Consider the following 15614-nt stretch of genomic DNA (forward strand, 5'->3'; position numbering starts at 1 on the left):
CCATAGCGAGTAAGCATACCAGTTGTGCTGGCGACCATAGCAAGAGTGAACCACCTGATCCCTTCCCGAACTCAGAAGTGAAACCTCTTAGCGCTGATGGTAGTGTGGGGTATCCCATGTGAGAGTAAGTCATCGCCAGCTCATTATTCCAAAAGCCCTCTGCTCATGCAGGGGGCTTTTTTTATGCGTGGAGTTTAGGAAAATTAATTATTCGATGGTTATTTAAACTGAATCATCACATAAAAGGCGAATTGAGAGGCGTATACTGGGCAGGTTCATGGAGCGGATATGTCCTCAAATTTATCTTCAAGCCATATCGCATATGGTTCATCTGCTTTTAAAGCTATTTTATTCTCCTTATTTCTGGCGGGTTTTGCGATTTTCTCATCGCTGTATTGTGTCCAACCCATGATGCCGATTCTGGCGGATTATTTTCATATCTCTCCAACACAAAGTAGTTTTCCACTTTCCTTCTCTACCATTGCCTTAGCTATTGGCCTGATTTTTACAGGACTTATTTCAGACCGTTTTGGCCGTAAACCAATTATGGTTTGGTCTTTATTCTCTGTATCAGTCTTATTATTACTCAGTGCTTTATTACCTATCTGGTCTATATTTTTAACAACACGAGTGTTAATAGGTCTCACGGTCAGTGGCGTGGCAGCCGTGGCGATGACTTATATCGGAGAGGAAGTGGCGGAGCAGGATGTGGGCTTTGCCATGGGACTGTATATTTCCGGGACTGCGATTGGTGGTATGAGTGGTCGATTGATTGCTGGGACATTGGTCGATTTTATTTCCTGGCAATCCGCGACTTTGATTATTGGATTGCTGAATCTATGTATCGCGACAACTTTTTATTTTCTATTACCGAAGTCCAGGCATTTCAAAGCTTATCCAATACAATTCAGCCGTTTTATCAGAGCATTTCAACAGAATCTGAGTGATCCTAAATTAAGAATTCTGTTTTTACAGGGCTTTATCCTGATGGGGGGATTTGTCTCGGTATTTAACTATCTGAGTTATCGTTTGATTCAAGCGCCATTTGAATTGTCTCATGTCTGGATTGGTCTGATTTCGATTACTTATCTGGCCGGAATTTATAGCTCGCCACGAGCCGCAGCTTGGAGCAGGAAGTTTGGACGTTATAGGGTACTTGCCGCCATGCTTTGTACCATGCTGTTTGGCTTAGCCTTAATGTTGATTAATAACTTGGCTTTGGTCTTTAGTGGTTTGCTGATTTTTACCTTTTCCTTTTTTGCGGCTCATTCAACTGCCAGTAGCTGGGTATCGGTGCAATCCTTACAGTATCGTGCGGTAGGTTCGTCCCTTTATTTGTTCTGTTATTACTTAGGTTCAAGCTTACTTGGAAGTTCAAGTGGACTGGTCTGGGAAAATTCCGGATGGTTAGGACTAAGTATATTTATTGCTATTATTTTAGGATTGGGCTTATGGATAGCACAGTATTTAAAACCTGCAACTGAACATTCAAAATCAGGATGAGTATATATTCCTGATTAAGGACTTAAAGCTAATATTGTATAAATTATAATCAAGCAACCTGAGCCGAATTCATGCTAAAATACTCGGCTTTCATCTTTGATCACTTTTCTGATCTTCCATCTGCCAGCCGAGAATTGCTAGCCATGTCTACTGCTTATACCGCTCAGACTGCGCCTAAAGCGTTGTTTGATTACGACAAATATTGGGCGTCATGTTTTGAACCCGCGCCTTTTTTGCCGATGTCACGCGAGGAAATGGACCAACTCGGTTGGGACAGCTGTGACTTTATTTTTGTCTGCGGTGATGCCTACATTGACCACCCGTCATTTGTGACCGGGATCATTGGACGTGTGCTCGAAGCACAAGGTTTCCGCGTCGGGATTATTGCCCAGCCAGACTGGACCAATGTAGAAGCCTTCCGTGTACTCGGTAAGCCAAATATTGCCTGGGGTGTTTCTGCCGGTAATATGGACTCAATGATCAACCGTTATACGGCGGATCGTAAGATTCGTTCAGATGATGCTTATTCTCCAGATAACCAGCCGAATAAACGTCCAGACCGCGCAGCAACCGTCTATTGCCAACGTTGTCGTGAAGCTTTCCCGGATGTGCCGGTATTACTCGGTGGTATTGAAGGTTCATTACGTCGTATCGCACATTATGACTACTGGTCAGATAAAGTCCGTCGTTCGATCTTAATGGATTCTAAAGCGGACTTGTTGATGTATGGCAATGGCGAACGCTCGATCATTGAAATCATGCATCGCCTAGCCAAAGGTGAAAAGATTCATCAGATTACTGATGTCCGTGGTACTGCATTCATTATTAATAAACATAACCGTGTGGCTAAAGCTCAGTTTGTTGAAATTGCATCCAATGATGTGGATACCATTGGCCGTGTTGATCCGATCATCAATCCTTATGTAATGAGCGAAGATATTGATGGCTGTGAAATTGAAAAAGATAAAGGCAACAGCTTAAGCCAATACCAGAATTTCCAGAAAGAAGTCGTAGCCAATCCAATCGTGCGTGAAGGGGACAATTTAGATCCAGATACGCAAATTGTGCAGCTACAACCAACTTCTAAAGCCATTAAACATAAATTACCACCACGTGAATTAGCAGTGATCCGTTTACCTTCTTTTGAAGAAGTGGCAAATGATCCTGTGCTGTATGCGCATGCCAACCGTATTCTGCATCTGGAAACTAACCCAGGGAACGCACGTGCGCTGGTACAAAAACATGGTGAACGTGATGTCTGGATCAATCCACCACCGATTCCACTGACCACCGAAGAAATGGATTATGTGTTTGACCTGCCTTATGCACGTCTGCCACATCCATCTTATGGTAATGCACGCTTCCCGGCTTTTGACATGATTAAATTCTCGGTGAACATCATGCGTGGCTGTTTTGGTGGCTGTACTTTCTGTTCGATCACCGAGCATGAAGGTCGTATCATTCAGAACCGTTCTGAAGAATCTATCCTGCGTGAAGTGGAAAAGATTCGTGATACGGCTCCGGGCTTTACCGGCATTATCTCGGACTTAGGTGGCCCAACAGCCAATATGTACCGTTTGGCATGTAAAGATCCTGAGATTGAGAAGAACTGTCGTAAACCTTCATGTGTATTCCCGGGCGTATGTCAAAACCTGCATACCGACCATGCACCGTTGACCCAGTTATACCGTAAGGCACGTGCCTTACCGGGCATTAAAAAGATTCTGATTGGATCAGGTCTGCGTTATGACCTTGCTGTATTGAATCCGGAATATGTCAGAGAGCTGGTCACCCATCATGTGGGTGGTTATCTGAAGATTGCGCCAGAGCATACCGAAAAAGGTCCATTATCCAAGATGATGAAACCGGGCATCGGAACGTATGATCGCTTCAAACAGATGTTTGACCGTTTTAGTAAGGAAGCCGGCAAGGAACAGTATCTGATTCCTTACTTCATCGCGGCGCATCCGGGTACGACTGATTACGATATGATGAATCTGGCAATCTGGTTGAAAAAGAACGGTTTTCGTGCCGATCAGGTACAGACTTTCTATCCGTCGCCAATGGCCACTGCAACCACCATGTACTACACCGGTAAAAATCCGCTGGCGAAAGTCGCGCGTTATACTGAAGATGTGGACATCGTGAAAGGTGAGAAACGTCGTCGTCTGCATAAAGCTTTCTTGCGTTACCATGATCCAAACAACTGGCCTTTATTGCGTGAGGCTTTAAAGGAAATGGGGCGTCAGGATCTGATCGGTAACTCGAAGCAGCATCTGATTCCGACCTATCAACCTGCTGGTACAGAGGGTCAATACCAGTCTGCACGTAAGAAGAATTCGACGGTTGCAGGCGATTCACAGAAACGTACTGCTAACCCAGGTAATCGTAGTCAGGCTCAAAATAACCGTCCGAAAAAAGGCCAGATTCTGACCCAGCATACCGGTCTGCCACCGCGTGAAACGGGTGATGCGAAAAAGCCATTTGGTGGCCCTAAACCGAAAGGAAAATCAAAGCCAAAATCACGTGCTTGATTAAGCTGATAAAAAAGACACTTCGGTGTCTTTTTTTTGTGTTCAGACTTTATTGATGCAGCTTTCGGGTTCTCAATTAAAATGTAAAATATTTTATTTTTAGTCGATTTAAATTTTTGAAAAATGATATAAAAATAACACTTTGTCGGAATTGTCTTACAGTTCAACCGATTTATATTGCGATCTATCAGGAGACTATTTTACAGTCGCGTATAAGGATTTAACCCTAATTTCTATTGAAATAGCAAAAAGCGGTTTTTAAGTAACTGGCAATCAAGTTTTGCTACGAATTGTATTGGTCTCTACACAGAATAGTAGCAGGGCAATTTTAAAAATAGTATGGGTTTATACTGGATAACAATAAAACAAGAATGATTATAAGAATGCAAGGATTGAGTCATGACCACCTATATGATTATAGGGAGTTTCTTGGTGTTCTGTGTCGTGCTCATGGCATGGAAGCAGCTAAGGAATAGCCCAAAACCACAAGACAGCGCCTTAAAACAGCGCGCTATTTTTAATCCAAATGAACAACTGACGTTTACACGCCTGAAAGAAGTATTGCCAGATTACATTGTACTGGCACATGTTTCTTATGATGCACTACTTACCACTAAATTTGGTCGTACCCGGCACAAATATCGTGATCTGATTGCAGATTTTGTGATTCTGGATCAGCAATACCAGATTGTTGCCATTGTAGCTGTAGATGATCCGGTAATTTTAAAACGTCCACAGCAGGCGCAATTTCAGGATGCCTTGTTGACTATGGCCGGTTATCGGGTCATTCGCTATGAAGATGTACCGGAATATTATCAGTTACGAGGAGATTTCCTGCGTGAGCAGGAGCATTCCAGTAAGGACCAGAGATTTACCGCTGTGAATGATCTCAAAAAATATCATCTCTATTCAGATCTGGAACGACGTAAAGTCAAAGCATTAGACTGATAGAACCTAAACGAAAAAAAGTATGCCAAGTGCATACTTTTTTCTATTTTACATGAGTAGAAATTAGGCCTGAGAAGTCTATTCAGGTTTGACGGCTACGACAGTCAGTTCCACTAACACACGTGGATCATACAGTTTAGCTTCGACACAGGTGCGGGGCAGGGCTTGAATATCCGATACCCAGGCGTCCCAGACTTCATTAAACGCTGCATAATCTTTTTCAATATCTTTGAGATAAATCGTCACCGACATGATCTGGCTTTTATCGGTACCGGCATCCGCCAGGAACTGGTCGATGATATCCAGTGTTTGCTGGGTTTGACCTTTGATATCCAGATCCAGGTCTGTGGCCAGTTGGCCGGCAAGATGAACCAGATTGCCGGCAATGGCGATCTCAGAAAAGCGTTGTGAAACATGCAAACGTTGAACAGACATCAGCTTAATCCTTGGTTTTTGGCATCAAGGCTGCGACTAATGCAGTCAATAGGCAGCCTATCGCAAGATAGATGGCTACATAATGCCATGAACCATCACCCCAAATCACTAAGGAGGCTGCAATCATTGGGGTAAAACCACCACCAATAATACTGGCAACCTGATAACCGACTCCGGCACCGCTATAGCGATATTCTGTACCAAATAGCGAGGTAAAAATCGGTTGATGTACGCTGACCACCATGTCATGTGCAACATTAGCCAGTAGAATGGCGCCAACAATAATCATCCAGGTATTTTGTGCATCCAGTGCCATAAAGAACGGAAAGGCGGATAATGCACCGATTAAGCCACCCCAAACGCACATGGTTTTATGCTGGATTTTATCCGATAGCCAGGCAAAGAAAGGAATACTGAAACAGCTAATCGCACCGACCATCAGGGTGATATTCAGGAAGAACTGTTTGTCCATGCCTAGGTTATTGGTGGAATAGTTCAGGGCGAAGTTGGTGACCAGATACATGGTCAGCAGTTCGGTCAAACGCAAGGCAATAATATAAAAGAAAGCTTTCGGATGTTTGCTGATCGCCTGTAATATCGGCAGTTTTTCTGGGTGATGATCCGCCTTAATCACTTTCTCTACGAATTCTTGGGATTCATCCTGATCACGGCGAATCCACATCGCAATTCCGATTAGTACGATACTGGCAATAAATGGAATCCGCCAAGCCCATTCAGCAAAAGCCTCTTCACCCAGTGTGGCAATAATAATGGATACTGCACCCGTTGCCAGTACCAGACCTACGCCATAGCCGACCTGAACACCACTGCTATAAAAGGCTTTTTTGCCTTTAGGGGCATTTTCTACTGCCATTAGGGCAGCACCACCCCATTCACCACCGACTGCAAAGCCTTGAATGGCACGCAGGGTCACCAGTAAAACCGGTGCCCACCAGCCAATGGCTTCGAAATTAGGTAAAAAACCAATCCCGACGGTGGAAATCCCCATCAGGACCACAGTCAGAACCAGCATTTTCTTGCGGCCGAGCTTGTCGCCGAAATGACCAAATACCACACCGCCTAGAGGGCGAAACAGAAAGCCAACACCAAAGGTCGCTAGCGCCGCCAAGGTGCCCATATTGGCGCCAATGCTTGGGAAAAACTGGTCTTTAAAAATTAAGGCTGCAACAATACCGTAAAGGAGAAAATCATACCAATCGACAACAGCACCAACAAAACTGGATAACGCCGCTTTACGCGCGCGTCGTTCTTGAATAACAGAAGAATTTACAGAGGACATGCAGGGAGGGATTCCATGAGATACATCAGAGTTGCCCTGTAATATTCGGATTTGATCGTCACGCCAATCACAGGACAGTATGCTGAAAGTAAAGGTGATTTTCAGCATCTCAGCACATACATGGATAATGCATTGCGCAGATAGAGTACTCCAAAAATTCAAAATGTAAAAACAAAGTTGCCGTATTTTTAAACTAACGTCTAATACTTGTACAAAATAGGCCTAAAGCAGCGGCAATTGTGTTTCTGTTTCACGTGCAGCGAGCTGATAAACGCCAAGCCCAATCAGCCGGAATTGCAGTTGAGGAGTAATATGCATCTCTTGAAGCAGTAAGTATAAAGCCTGCTCCAGTTCTTGCGGGCTACGCAGCAGCTGGCTGAAACTTTTACTATGCTGCATGGTCTGAAAATTCTTCATTCTCAGTTTTACAGTAACTCCGCGGGCAGAAAGCTGCTTTTTTTCCAGACTCTGCCAAAGCTGGGCAATTAATGGCTGCCAGTAAGGCTGGCATTGCGGTAAATACAGATCATCATCGAAAGTCGTTTCCTTGGAAATCTGCTGGCGTTCCCGTTCAGCTTCGACTGGTCGATCATCAATGCCTTGAGCATAAAGAAAAAGACGCCGTCCATATTTGCCAAAATGTTGAATCAGGATCGCTTCTTCAATCTGCTGTAAATCTCCCAAGGTTTCCAGATTCAAACTTTTTAGTTTTTCTTGAGTGACTTTGCCTACACCGGGAATTTTCTTCAGTGGAAGATCCTGAATAAAACGCTGTACCTGTGAAGGTTTGATGACACAGATTCCATTTGGTTTATGCCAGTCAGAGGCGATTTTAGCGAGAAATTTATTCGGGGCCACGCCAGCAGAAGCGGTTAGTCCAGTAGTTTGAAAAATATCTTCACGAATGCGCATTGCCACTTCAGTGGCACTCGGAATCTGCTGCAAATTTTCGGTGACATCCAGATAAGCTTCATCTAGTGAAAGCGGTTCGATGACCTTGGTATAAGTTTGAAATATTTGATGAATCTGAGCAGAGACCTGACGGTATTTGGCAAAATCCGGTTCAATCACGATGACCTGAGGACAGAGCTTACGTGCTTGAGTCATCGGCATGGCAGAACGCAGTCCGAACTCGCGGGCCGGATAGGAGGCAGCTGCGACCACTGCCCGCGGATGATACGAGGCAATCACCACAGGCAGAGCGTTCAGCTCCGGACGCTCACGCAGCTCGACCGAGGCGTAGAAGGCATCCATATCGATATGAATAATTTTGCGCATATCCAGTATCTTAAGTGGCTTTAGCTGGATTGGGAAGAGACCGGATTGACAAGTAAACAGGCTAAAGCATTATTCAAGACGAAGCATATCCTGCCTAAATAATTCAATATCCATTTCATGGTTGAATCAGGGAGAAATTGGATTTATTTCTTGGCCGGAGGCTGGGACTGATCTGGGGTGGGAATACTGTTCTGCTGTAAAAATTTGATCCAGTCCTGCTCCGAGCCATAAAACACATTCAGATCCACAGTACGGGCAATGCCGGGAATTTCACCCTGACTGCTATGCTGCCAGAAAGTCCATTTAGGCTGACCTTTTAAATCTGGCAAACCTTGGTATTCACGTACCCAGAGCGGTACGTCAGCAAACTCTCCCGCCAGCACAATGTTATAAAAAGATTTGGACACATAGAAGATCGGCTGCTTGCCATAATGGTGTTTTAAGGCATCATGCATGATCCGGATTTCCTTGAGCAGCTGCTCTTTGGAGTAGTGATTGATGCATTTGCTGTCATATTCCAGATCCATGACAGGAGGCAGGGCATCCGTTTTACGCGGAACCGATTCTATAAAATTCTGAGCCTGAATGCTGCCATCACGGCAAAGCCGGTAAAAATGATAAGCACCGACCAGAAAGCCCTGTTCGCGGGCCTGCAGCCAATATTCCTGAAACTTGGTATCTTTAAAATCACCGCCTTCTGTGGATTTTAAATAGACAAATTTATATTTCTGTTTTGGGATTTTCTTCCAGTCTATTTCTTTCTGATGATGGGAAACATCGAAACCATGAATCGGATAATCTGCTGCATGCGCTGATGGCTGCTTGAAAACCAGCAGATAAAGCACAGTCGTCACCACAAGTGTAATCAGCAGCCCGACTGCAATCACTGAGCATTTTTTCCAGTTGCTAGAGGTGGGAGCTGCTTTCATTGTGAATGGTGGCCTAATCTAGAGATATTCATATCGAGTTTATATTCTGCCTTAGACTGGCGTATTTTTGGGAATATGCCAGAAAATATAGGCAGCAATAATATTAATACAGCCCAGACAGAGCAGCGAAACATGGAAGGCATTGTCCAGCTGTTCAGGGCCGAAGTAGGCACTAAACATATTCACCAGCGTACCCGCCAGTGCCACCCCGATACTCATCGACAGCATCATGATCATCGACAGGAAACTGTTGCCACTGCTGGCATCCTGCTGGCTTAAATCTTTTAAAGTCAGCGTATTCATTGAGACAAATTGCAGGGAATTCAGAATCCCGAACACAAAGAAATGAATGGCTCTTAGCCAGATTGGGGTTTCCGCCGTAGTTAAGGCAAAACTGGCGATACATAGACCGACCAGCAAGGTATTGATTAATAAGACTCTGCGATAACCGAAACGCTGAATGATTTTACGGATAATCGGCTTAGATGCTAAAGAACCGAGTACCGTTGGAATCATCAGTAAACCGGTAATAAAAGGTTCAAAACCAAAAGCGACCTGCAACATTAAAGGCAGCAAAAACGGAATCGAGTTACCGCCGAGCCGGGCAAAGAAGTTACCTAGAATGCCAATCGAATAAATTTTATTTTTAAATAATTTACTGCGAAAAAGCGCGTTCAGATGAGTATGCGAATGGTAGGCGTAGATGAGTGAGGCAATCAAACCACTTCCGACTAGGCTTAAGCTCCACCACAGGGGATATTGTGGATTAGCAAAGTTTTCAATCCCTAGACACAGGCCAATCATTGCGATGACCAGCAGAATAAAACCGCTAAAATCAAAATGCTGTACCGTCGGTTCAGTGATATTCGGCATAGCTTTAAAGGTAATTAGGGCACCCAGCATACCAATCGGCAGATTGATCAGGAAAATCCAGTGCCAGGACAGGTATTCCACCATCCAGCCACCTAAGGTCGGACCGATCAAAGGACCCATCAGTCCTGCCAGACTCATCAGGCTCATGGCGGACAGAAACTGGGTACGAGGAATGATTTTCAGCATGGCCAGTCGTCCGACTGGAAGCAGCAAAGCACCGCCAATGCCCTGAAATACCCGATAAACCAGCAGTTCATTCAGATTCTCAGACCAGGCACAGCCCAGTGAGGCCAGAGCAAAAATAATGATCGCTGCAAAATAGATATTCCGAACCCCAAAGCGATCAGCCAGCCAGCCACTCAAGGGAATACAGGCCGCTACTGAAAGTACATAGGCCACCACCACACTATGCATCCGTAACGGATCTTCCTGCAGGTTACTGGCGATCGCAGGCAGGGCCGTATTGATAATCGTGGTATCCAGGCCCTGCATGAAAAAGCCAATCGACACCAGCAAGACCAGCAGTCTGAATTCAGGTTGTAGGGATTGATGCGTAGGAGTGACATTCATGGATTTAAAAAATCATCTATTTTGAATAGTTTAAAGAAATCTATGCAGCAGTGTGACTGAAATAAAAACGATTGTGAATAGGAGTCGTGTAGACAAAATGCTAATGAATTCACAGCCTGATTTCAGTTATTGAAGAGAAAGGGTAAAAGATATATTTCTATACTGCGAACATCTCAAACTTATACGGATTTATAAATACGTCATTTTTGGAACACTTCAAGCTTCTTTTTAAGGAGTAGGCTACAAAAAAATATGACGGAAATGTCATGAAAATGAAATAAAACCGTCATAATCTGGGGCAAACTTCCAGAACTGCTGTACTGGGAACTGTCTAGTAAAAGGTTTTGTACTTATGACCATCGAGATTCTGATGGTAGTTGGCTTCTGTCTGGCCGCCTATTCCATCGTGGGGAATGATGTTCCGCAAACATTAGGAACATTTATTTCATCGAACTCACATCGCCCATGGTGGGTACTCTGGATTTACATCAGTACTATTCTGGTTGTGGTGTTAATTTATGGCTGGTTTGCTTCTGGAGTAGGGGATGCCTCTTATGGACGTTTGGAAACCATTCCTTTTCCTGAGGATGGGGTCACCTGGCTATATGTAGTACCGCCTCTTTTACTGATCATTTTGACCAAATATGGTATTCCGGTGAGTACTACTTTCTTGGTGCTCACGATCTTCTCCCCGAGCAGTCTGGGTTCCATGCTGACCAAGTCGATGATGGGTTATGCCGTCGCGTTCTTTGTGGCGATTGTGATCTATCGTCTGGTCATGAAAAAACTCGCGGTCTATTTCAGTGAAACCCGTGATCAGCAACATTCTCCGATGTGGATGGCTTTACAATGGCTATCTACGGCATTTCTGTGGAGCCAGTGGCTAATCCAGGATCTGGCCAATATCTTTGTTTATGTGCCGCGTCAGGTGCCGTTTGAGTTCCTGATCTTTGCCATTTCTGTCTTTGTGATACTGCTAGGCATGATTCTTTACCAGCGTGGTGGAGCTATCCAGAATATTGTCGATACCAAGACTGGGGTCACCGATGTCCGTTCTGCTACAATTATCGACTTTATCTATGCGCTGATTCTGCTGGTGTTTAAAGAGTGGAGTAACATCCCGATGAGTACCACTTGGGTATTCTTGGGGTTACTGGCCGGTCGTGAATTTGCCATTTCGATGCTGGTGACTGAAGTCAACAAGCACCGTACTTCACGTAATGTCAGTAAAGATGCCATGAAACTGATGTTTGGTCTGGCGATTAGTGTATTTCTGGCGACGACTTTGCCATGGTTCTATCACACGATTTCCGGTTAATGTCTTTGCATGTATAAATGAAAAAAGCGAGCATCAAGCTCGCTTTTTTATGGCTTTAAATATTTGCTATTCAAAGCAGATGAAAAAATTTAAACCACAAAACGTTGTGGGGCATCCAGATTCAGCAAGGTGGTATAAATCTGATCTGCATGTTCACAGACAATCAATTTAGCCCGATGTTGGGGCGGCAAGAAGCCTTCCTGCACCGCAAGATCAAGCTGGGCAATCAGGGGATTATAAAAGCCATTGACGTTATACAGCATCATCGGTTTTTGATGCTGGTTCAGCTGACCCCAGGTCGCAATTTCCAGAATTTCTTCAAATGTTCCCAATCCACCCGGCAAGGCGACAAAGGCACAGGCTCGATCTGCCATCATGGCTTTACGTTGATGCATGCTGGTGACGATATGCAGTTCAGTCAGTTGAGGATGAGCAATCTCATAATCCAGCATAAATTCCGGAATCACACCCACCGCTTCACCACCATGCTGAATCATGGTATCTGCCACCTGACCCATCAGACCAATACTGGCGCCGCCATAAACCAGACCAAAACCATGTTCGGCCAGACCTTGAGAAAGTTGAATCGCTTTTTCCAGATAAATCGGTTTGTTGCCGGCACGAGAGCCACAATATAAAGCCACTAGCGGGCGTGTTGTTTTTGGGGAGTTATCATTAAAATAATCGGTCATTTCCATTACACTTTGCATTTATTTTTTTCACCTTATCATTTTTTTATCTACTTACTATAACTTAGTTAACAAATATGACAATTCCATGAGCAGACCTCATTTTAGGACAAAATCTTTCATTCAAATTCATCCATAATCCTGGATGAAAACAGGTGAATTTCATGGTGTTCTTGATATACTGAAAGTCTGTCTTACTACAATAGAACTCACATGGGTAGTCGAAGTTGGCGCTTTAATTTAATAAAACGTCACATTATCAAGTCTTTAATTCAAGTCGGGTATCAACCTGTATCTCATCATGCAAATACTTGCCTTTCTCCTCGGTTAGGGGAGCAGATGCGATGATTTTTGAATGGATGTCAGATCCCTCTGCCTGGATTGGCTTACTCACACTGATTGTTCTTGAAATTGTACTCGGGATCGATAACTTGGTCTTTATTGCAATTCTGGCTGAAAAACTTCCACCCGAACAGCGTAATGTGGCGCGTATTACCGGTCTGGGCTTAGCCCTGTTAATGCGACTGGTGTTGCTGGCATCGATTGCCTGGGTGGTGACGCTTACCGAACCGTTATTCCATATCTTTGAGCATCCATTTTCAGGACGCGACCTGATTTTATTATTTGGTGGTGTGTTCCTGCTGTTTAAAGGCACCATGGAATTGCATGAGCGTCTGGAAGCCAAACCTGTAACCAAGGAAGAAAATCCGGTTCAGGCGGTGTTCTGGATGGTGATTGTGCAGATCGTGGTACTGGACGCCGTGTTCTCGCTCGACAGCGTGATTACTGCAGTCGGTATGGTCAAAGATCTGTCTGTGATGATGATTGCCGTGATTATTGCGGTCGGTATCATGTTGTGGGCTTCTAAAGCCCTCATGGATTTCGTTAACAAGCACCCGACAGTAGTGATTCTCTGTCTGGGCTTCCTTATGATGATCGGTTTCTCGCTGGTGGTTGAAGGCTTCGGTTTCCATATTCCGAAAGGCTATCTGTATGCCGCGATTGGTTTCTCGGTGATTGTCGAGTTTATTAACCAGACCATGAAGCGCAATCAGGAAAAAATGGTCACCACTACTGATATGCGTTACCGTACTGCATCTGCCGTAATGCGTATGCTGGGTGGTAAACCGGCTCAGGACAATGATTCTTCTGAACCGGAAGATGTACTGGCGACTCGTGCCTTTGCTGATGAAGTCTTTGATGATGACGAAAGTGGGGTCTACCATAGTGTCATGGTTCAAGGTGTACTTGGCCTGTCAGAACGTCCGGTGAAATCGGTGATGACACCACGTCCTGAACTGGAATGGATTGATCTGGAAGATGATCATGCCAGCATCAAAGAGCAGTTATTGCATATGAGCCATTCACGCCTGATTGTGGCGCGTGGCGAACTGGACAATATTGCTGGGGTCGTGCTGACCCATAAAGTTCTGAACGAATACATCGAAACAGGTATTTTAGACTTCGAAAAGCATCTGCGTGAACCAGTGATTGTGCATGAAAATGCTCAGGTCTTGATGGTCATGGATCAGCTACGTCAGGCACCGCTACAAATGGCATTGGTATTGAACGAATATGGTTCCATTGAAGGGGTGGCGACACCGATTGATGTGCTGGAAGCTATTGCTGGTGAATTCCCAGATGAAGACCAGCTAGAAGCAGCGGTAGAGAGCCTGGAAGATGGCAGCCTGATTCTGGATGGTTCAACTGATATTCGCCATGTGTCACTGCTTCTGGATCGTGATCTGGTCAATGAAACTGAAGAATATTCAACTTTGTCGGGTTATATCCTGTTCCATCTGGGACGCTTGCCGGAAAATGGCGAAAAGCTCGAAGCAGATGATTATATCTTTGAGGTGGTTACTATGGATGGCCACAAGATTGATAAGGTACATATAATCGCGCCTGCGAACCGGAAAGACTAGTTCAACGCCCGAAGAGGTCAGCTAAAAGTTTGCTAAAATAGCCCGCATTGTCGGGCTATTTTTTATGGAATTGAAATGTCAGAAGCATGTCCATGTGGACGAGGTGAATATGCAAGCTGTTGCCAGCCACTACATCAGGGCCAGCAATTTGCCCAAAGCGCCGAGCAATTAATGCGCTCGCGGTATAGTGCCTTTGCCAAGCATGAAATTGATTATATCCAGCAGACTACCGCCCGTGGACAGCAGCAGGCTTTGGACATGCCAGCTATTGCTGAATGGAGCCGAAGCAATCAATGGCTGAAGCTGGAAATTGTACAAGCCAATGAAAAGCTGGACAAGACCCATGCGCTGGTCGAGTTCAAAGCACATTATCACGATGGCAAGCAGGCCCAGATTCATCATGAAATTTCACATTTTGTGAAGTTCGAGAATCGCTGGTATTTTCTGGATCCAACGACAGATCAACAGCTTACAATGAAACAGCCGTGCATCTGTGGCTCCGGGAAAAAATTTAAGCAATGTTGTGCGCATTTTTTATAATTTTCACATAGATTTAGCTTAGAATAGCCGCCATCTCAAAGCCTCAGGTGGAAGCAGGGCGATGTTACTGACCGTCATCTATATTATTGCAATTACCGCTGAAGCCATGACCGGAGCCTTGTCTGCCGGTCGGCGTAGTATGGACTGGTTCGGGGTTACGATTATTGCCTGTGTCACGGCGCTCGGTGGTGGTTCGGTACGTGATGTACTGCTTGGCCATTATCCCTTGACCTGGGTTAAACACCCGGAATATCTGGTACTGACCTGTTGTGCCGCCTTTGTCACCATCCTGATTGCCAAATGGATGCGCCATTTACGCAATATCTTCCTGGTACTGGATGCCTTGGGCCTCATCGGCTTTACTATCATTGGCTGTCAGATTGCGCTGGAAATGGGGCATGGCTTTGTAGTCAGTGCGGTCGCCGGTGTCCTAACTGGGGTATCGGGCGGTATTTTACGTGACATTTTATGTAATGATGTGCCCTTAGTCTTCCGCCGTGAACTGTATGCCAGTATTTCCTTCGTTGCAGTTATTTTCTACTGGCTCTGCAGCAATTTCGGTCTGTCACTCGAACTGACCATTATTTCTACCTTAATTTTTGGCTTTAGTTTGCGTCTGATTGCGATCTATTTCGGTCTGGAAATGCCGAAGTTTATTTATAAGGATGATGACGAACAGTCCGCTTCATCCAAAGACGAGTCTTGATATGAATTATGGTAACCGCGGGAGGGAAAACTTCCCGCAGGCGTACGTATTCATAGTATAAAAAAA

13 protein-coding genes and 1 rRNA gene are annotated in these 15614 nt (G+C 44.8%); 8 read left to right on the forward strand and 6 right to left on the reverse strand.

Annotated elements, in window-relative coordinates; translation table 11 throughout:
* Positions 1–26: 26 nt before the first annotated feature.
* From rrf to AC4MCD_RS00960, 4 genes are all read left to right on the forward strand, one after another.
* A 5S ribosomal RNA gene (gene rrf / locus AC4MCD_RS00945) occupies positions 27–141 on the forward strand.
* Positions 142–288: 147 nt separating this feature from the next.
* Positions 289–1503 (forward strand): MFS transporter, encoded by a 1215-nt coding sequence (locus tag AC4MCD_RS00950; protein WP_491876412.1) that lies wholly within the window; start codon positions 289–291, stop codon positions 1501–1503.
* Positions 1504–1646: 143 nt separating this feature from the next.
* Entirely contained in the window at positions 1647–4037 is a 2391-nt protein-coding gene (locus AC4MCD_RS00955; protein WP_491876826.1) for a YgiQ family radical SAM protein, read from the forward strand.
* Positions 4038–4436: 399 nt separating this feature from the next.
* Positions 4437–4985, forward strand: a complete 549-nt coding sequence (locus AC4MCD_RS00960; protein ID WP_491876413.1) for a DUF2726 domain-containing protein — start codon at positions 4437–4439, stop codon at positions 4983–4985.
* Between the two features lie 78 nt (positions 4986–5063).
* On the opposite strand, the gene AC4MCD_RS00965 is transcribed toward AC4MCD_RS00960, so the two are convergent.
* From AC4MCD_RS00965 to mdtD, 5 genes are all read right to left on the reverse strand, one after another.
* Positions 5064–5420 (reverse strand): RidA family protein, encoded by a 357-nt coding sequence (locus AC4MCD_RS00965; RefSeq protein WP_005233436.1) that lies wholly within the window; start codon positions 5418–5420, stop codon positions 5064–5066.
* 4 nt (positions 5421–5424) lie between these two features.
* A complete protein-coding gene (gene shiA / locus AC4MCD_RS00970; protein ID WP_005233437.1) occupies positions 5425–6720 on the reverse strand; it encodes a shikimate transporter in 1296 nt (431 codons plus the stop codon).
* 222 nt (positions 6721–6942) lie between these two features.
* On the reverse strand, positions 6943–7998 hold the full coding sequence (dinB, locus tag AC4MCD_RS00975) for a DNA polymerase IV (protein ID WP_491876414.1): 1056 nt from the start codon (positions 7996–7998) through the stop codon (positions 6943–6945).
* Between the two features lie 143 nt (positions 7999–8141).
* On the reverse strand, positions 8142–8927 hold the full coding sequence (locus tag AC4MCD_RS00980) for a glycoside hydrolase family 25 protein (RefSeq protein ID WP_491876415.1): 786 nt from the start codon (positions 8925–8927) through the stop codon (positions 8142–8144).
* 51 nt (positions 8928–8978) lie between these two features.
* Positions 8979–10370 carry a multidrug transporter subunit MdtD gene (mdtD, locus tag AC4MCD_RS00985; RefSeq protein WP_491876416.1) on the reverse strand — a complete coding sequence of 464 codons (1392 nt, stop codon included), beginning with the start codon at positions 10368–10370 and terminating at the stop codon, positions 8979–8981.
* A 352-nt stretch (positions 10371–10722) separates the two neighbouring features.
* Between mdtD and AC4MCD_RS00990 the strand changes: the two genes are divergently transcribed.
* Positions 10723–11688, forward strand: coding sequence for a hypothetical protein (locus AC4MCD_RS00990; RefSeq protein ID WP_034169797.1), 966 nt, complete (start codon positions 10723–10725; stop codon positions 11686–11688).
* A gap of 89 nt (positions 11689–11777) precedes the next feature.
* Here the strand turns inward: AC4MCD_RS00990 and AC4MCD_RS00995 are convergent, their stop codons facing one another.
* The gene (locus AC4MCD_RS00995) at positions 11778–12398 is read right to left on the reverse strand and encodes an LOG family protein (protein ID WP_166136525.1); all 621 of its coding nucleotides are present in this window, start codon (positions 12396–12398) and stop codon (positions 11778–11780) included.
* 323 nt (positions 12399–12721) lie between these two features.
* Between AC4MCD_RS00995 and AC4MCD_RS01000 the strand changes: the two genes are divergently transcribed.
* The 3 genes from AC4MCD_RS01000 (at position 12722) to AC4MCD_RS01010 (ending at position 15548) form a co-directional block, all read left to right on the forward strand.
* A complete protein-coding gene (locus AC4MCD_RS01000; protein WP_491876417.1) occupies positions 12722–14302 on the forward strand; it encodes a TerC family protein in 1581 nt (526 codons plus the stop codon).
* A 75-nt stretch (positions 14303–14377) separates the two neighbouring features.
* The gene (locus AC4MCD_RS01005) at positions 14378–14842 is read left to right on the forward strand and encodes a YchJ family protein (protein WP_180003771.1); all 465 of its coding nucleotides are present in this window, start codon (positions 14378–14380) and stop codon (positions 14840–14842) included.
* Positions 14843–14903: 61 nt separating this feature from the next.
* Positions 14904–15548, forward strand: coding sequence for a trimeric intracellular cation channel family protein (locus AC4MCD_RS01010; protein WP_034169794.1), 645 nt, complete (start codon positions 14904–14906; stop codon positions 15546–15548).
* Positions 15549–15614: the final 66 nt, after the last annotated feature.

It is taken from the genome of Acinetobacter sp. CAU_H_78 (genome assembly GCF_058599365.1).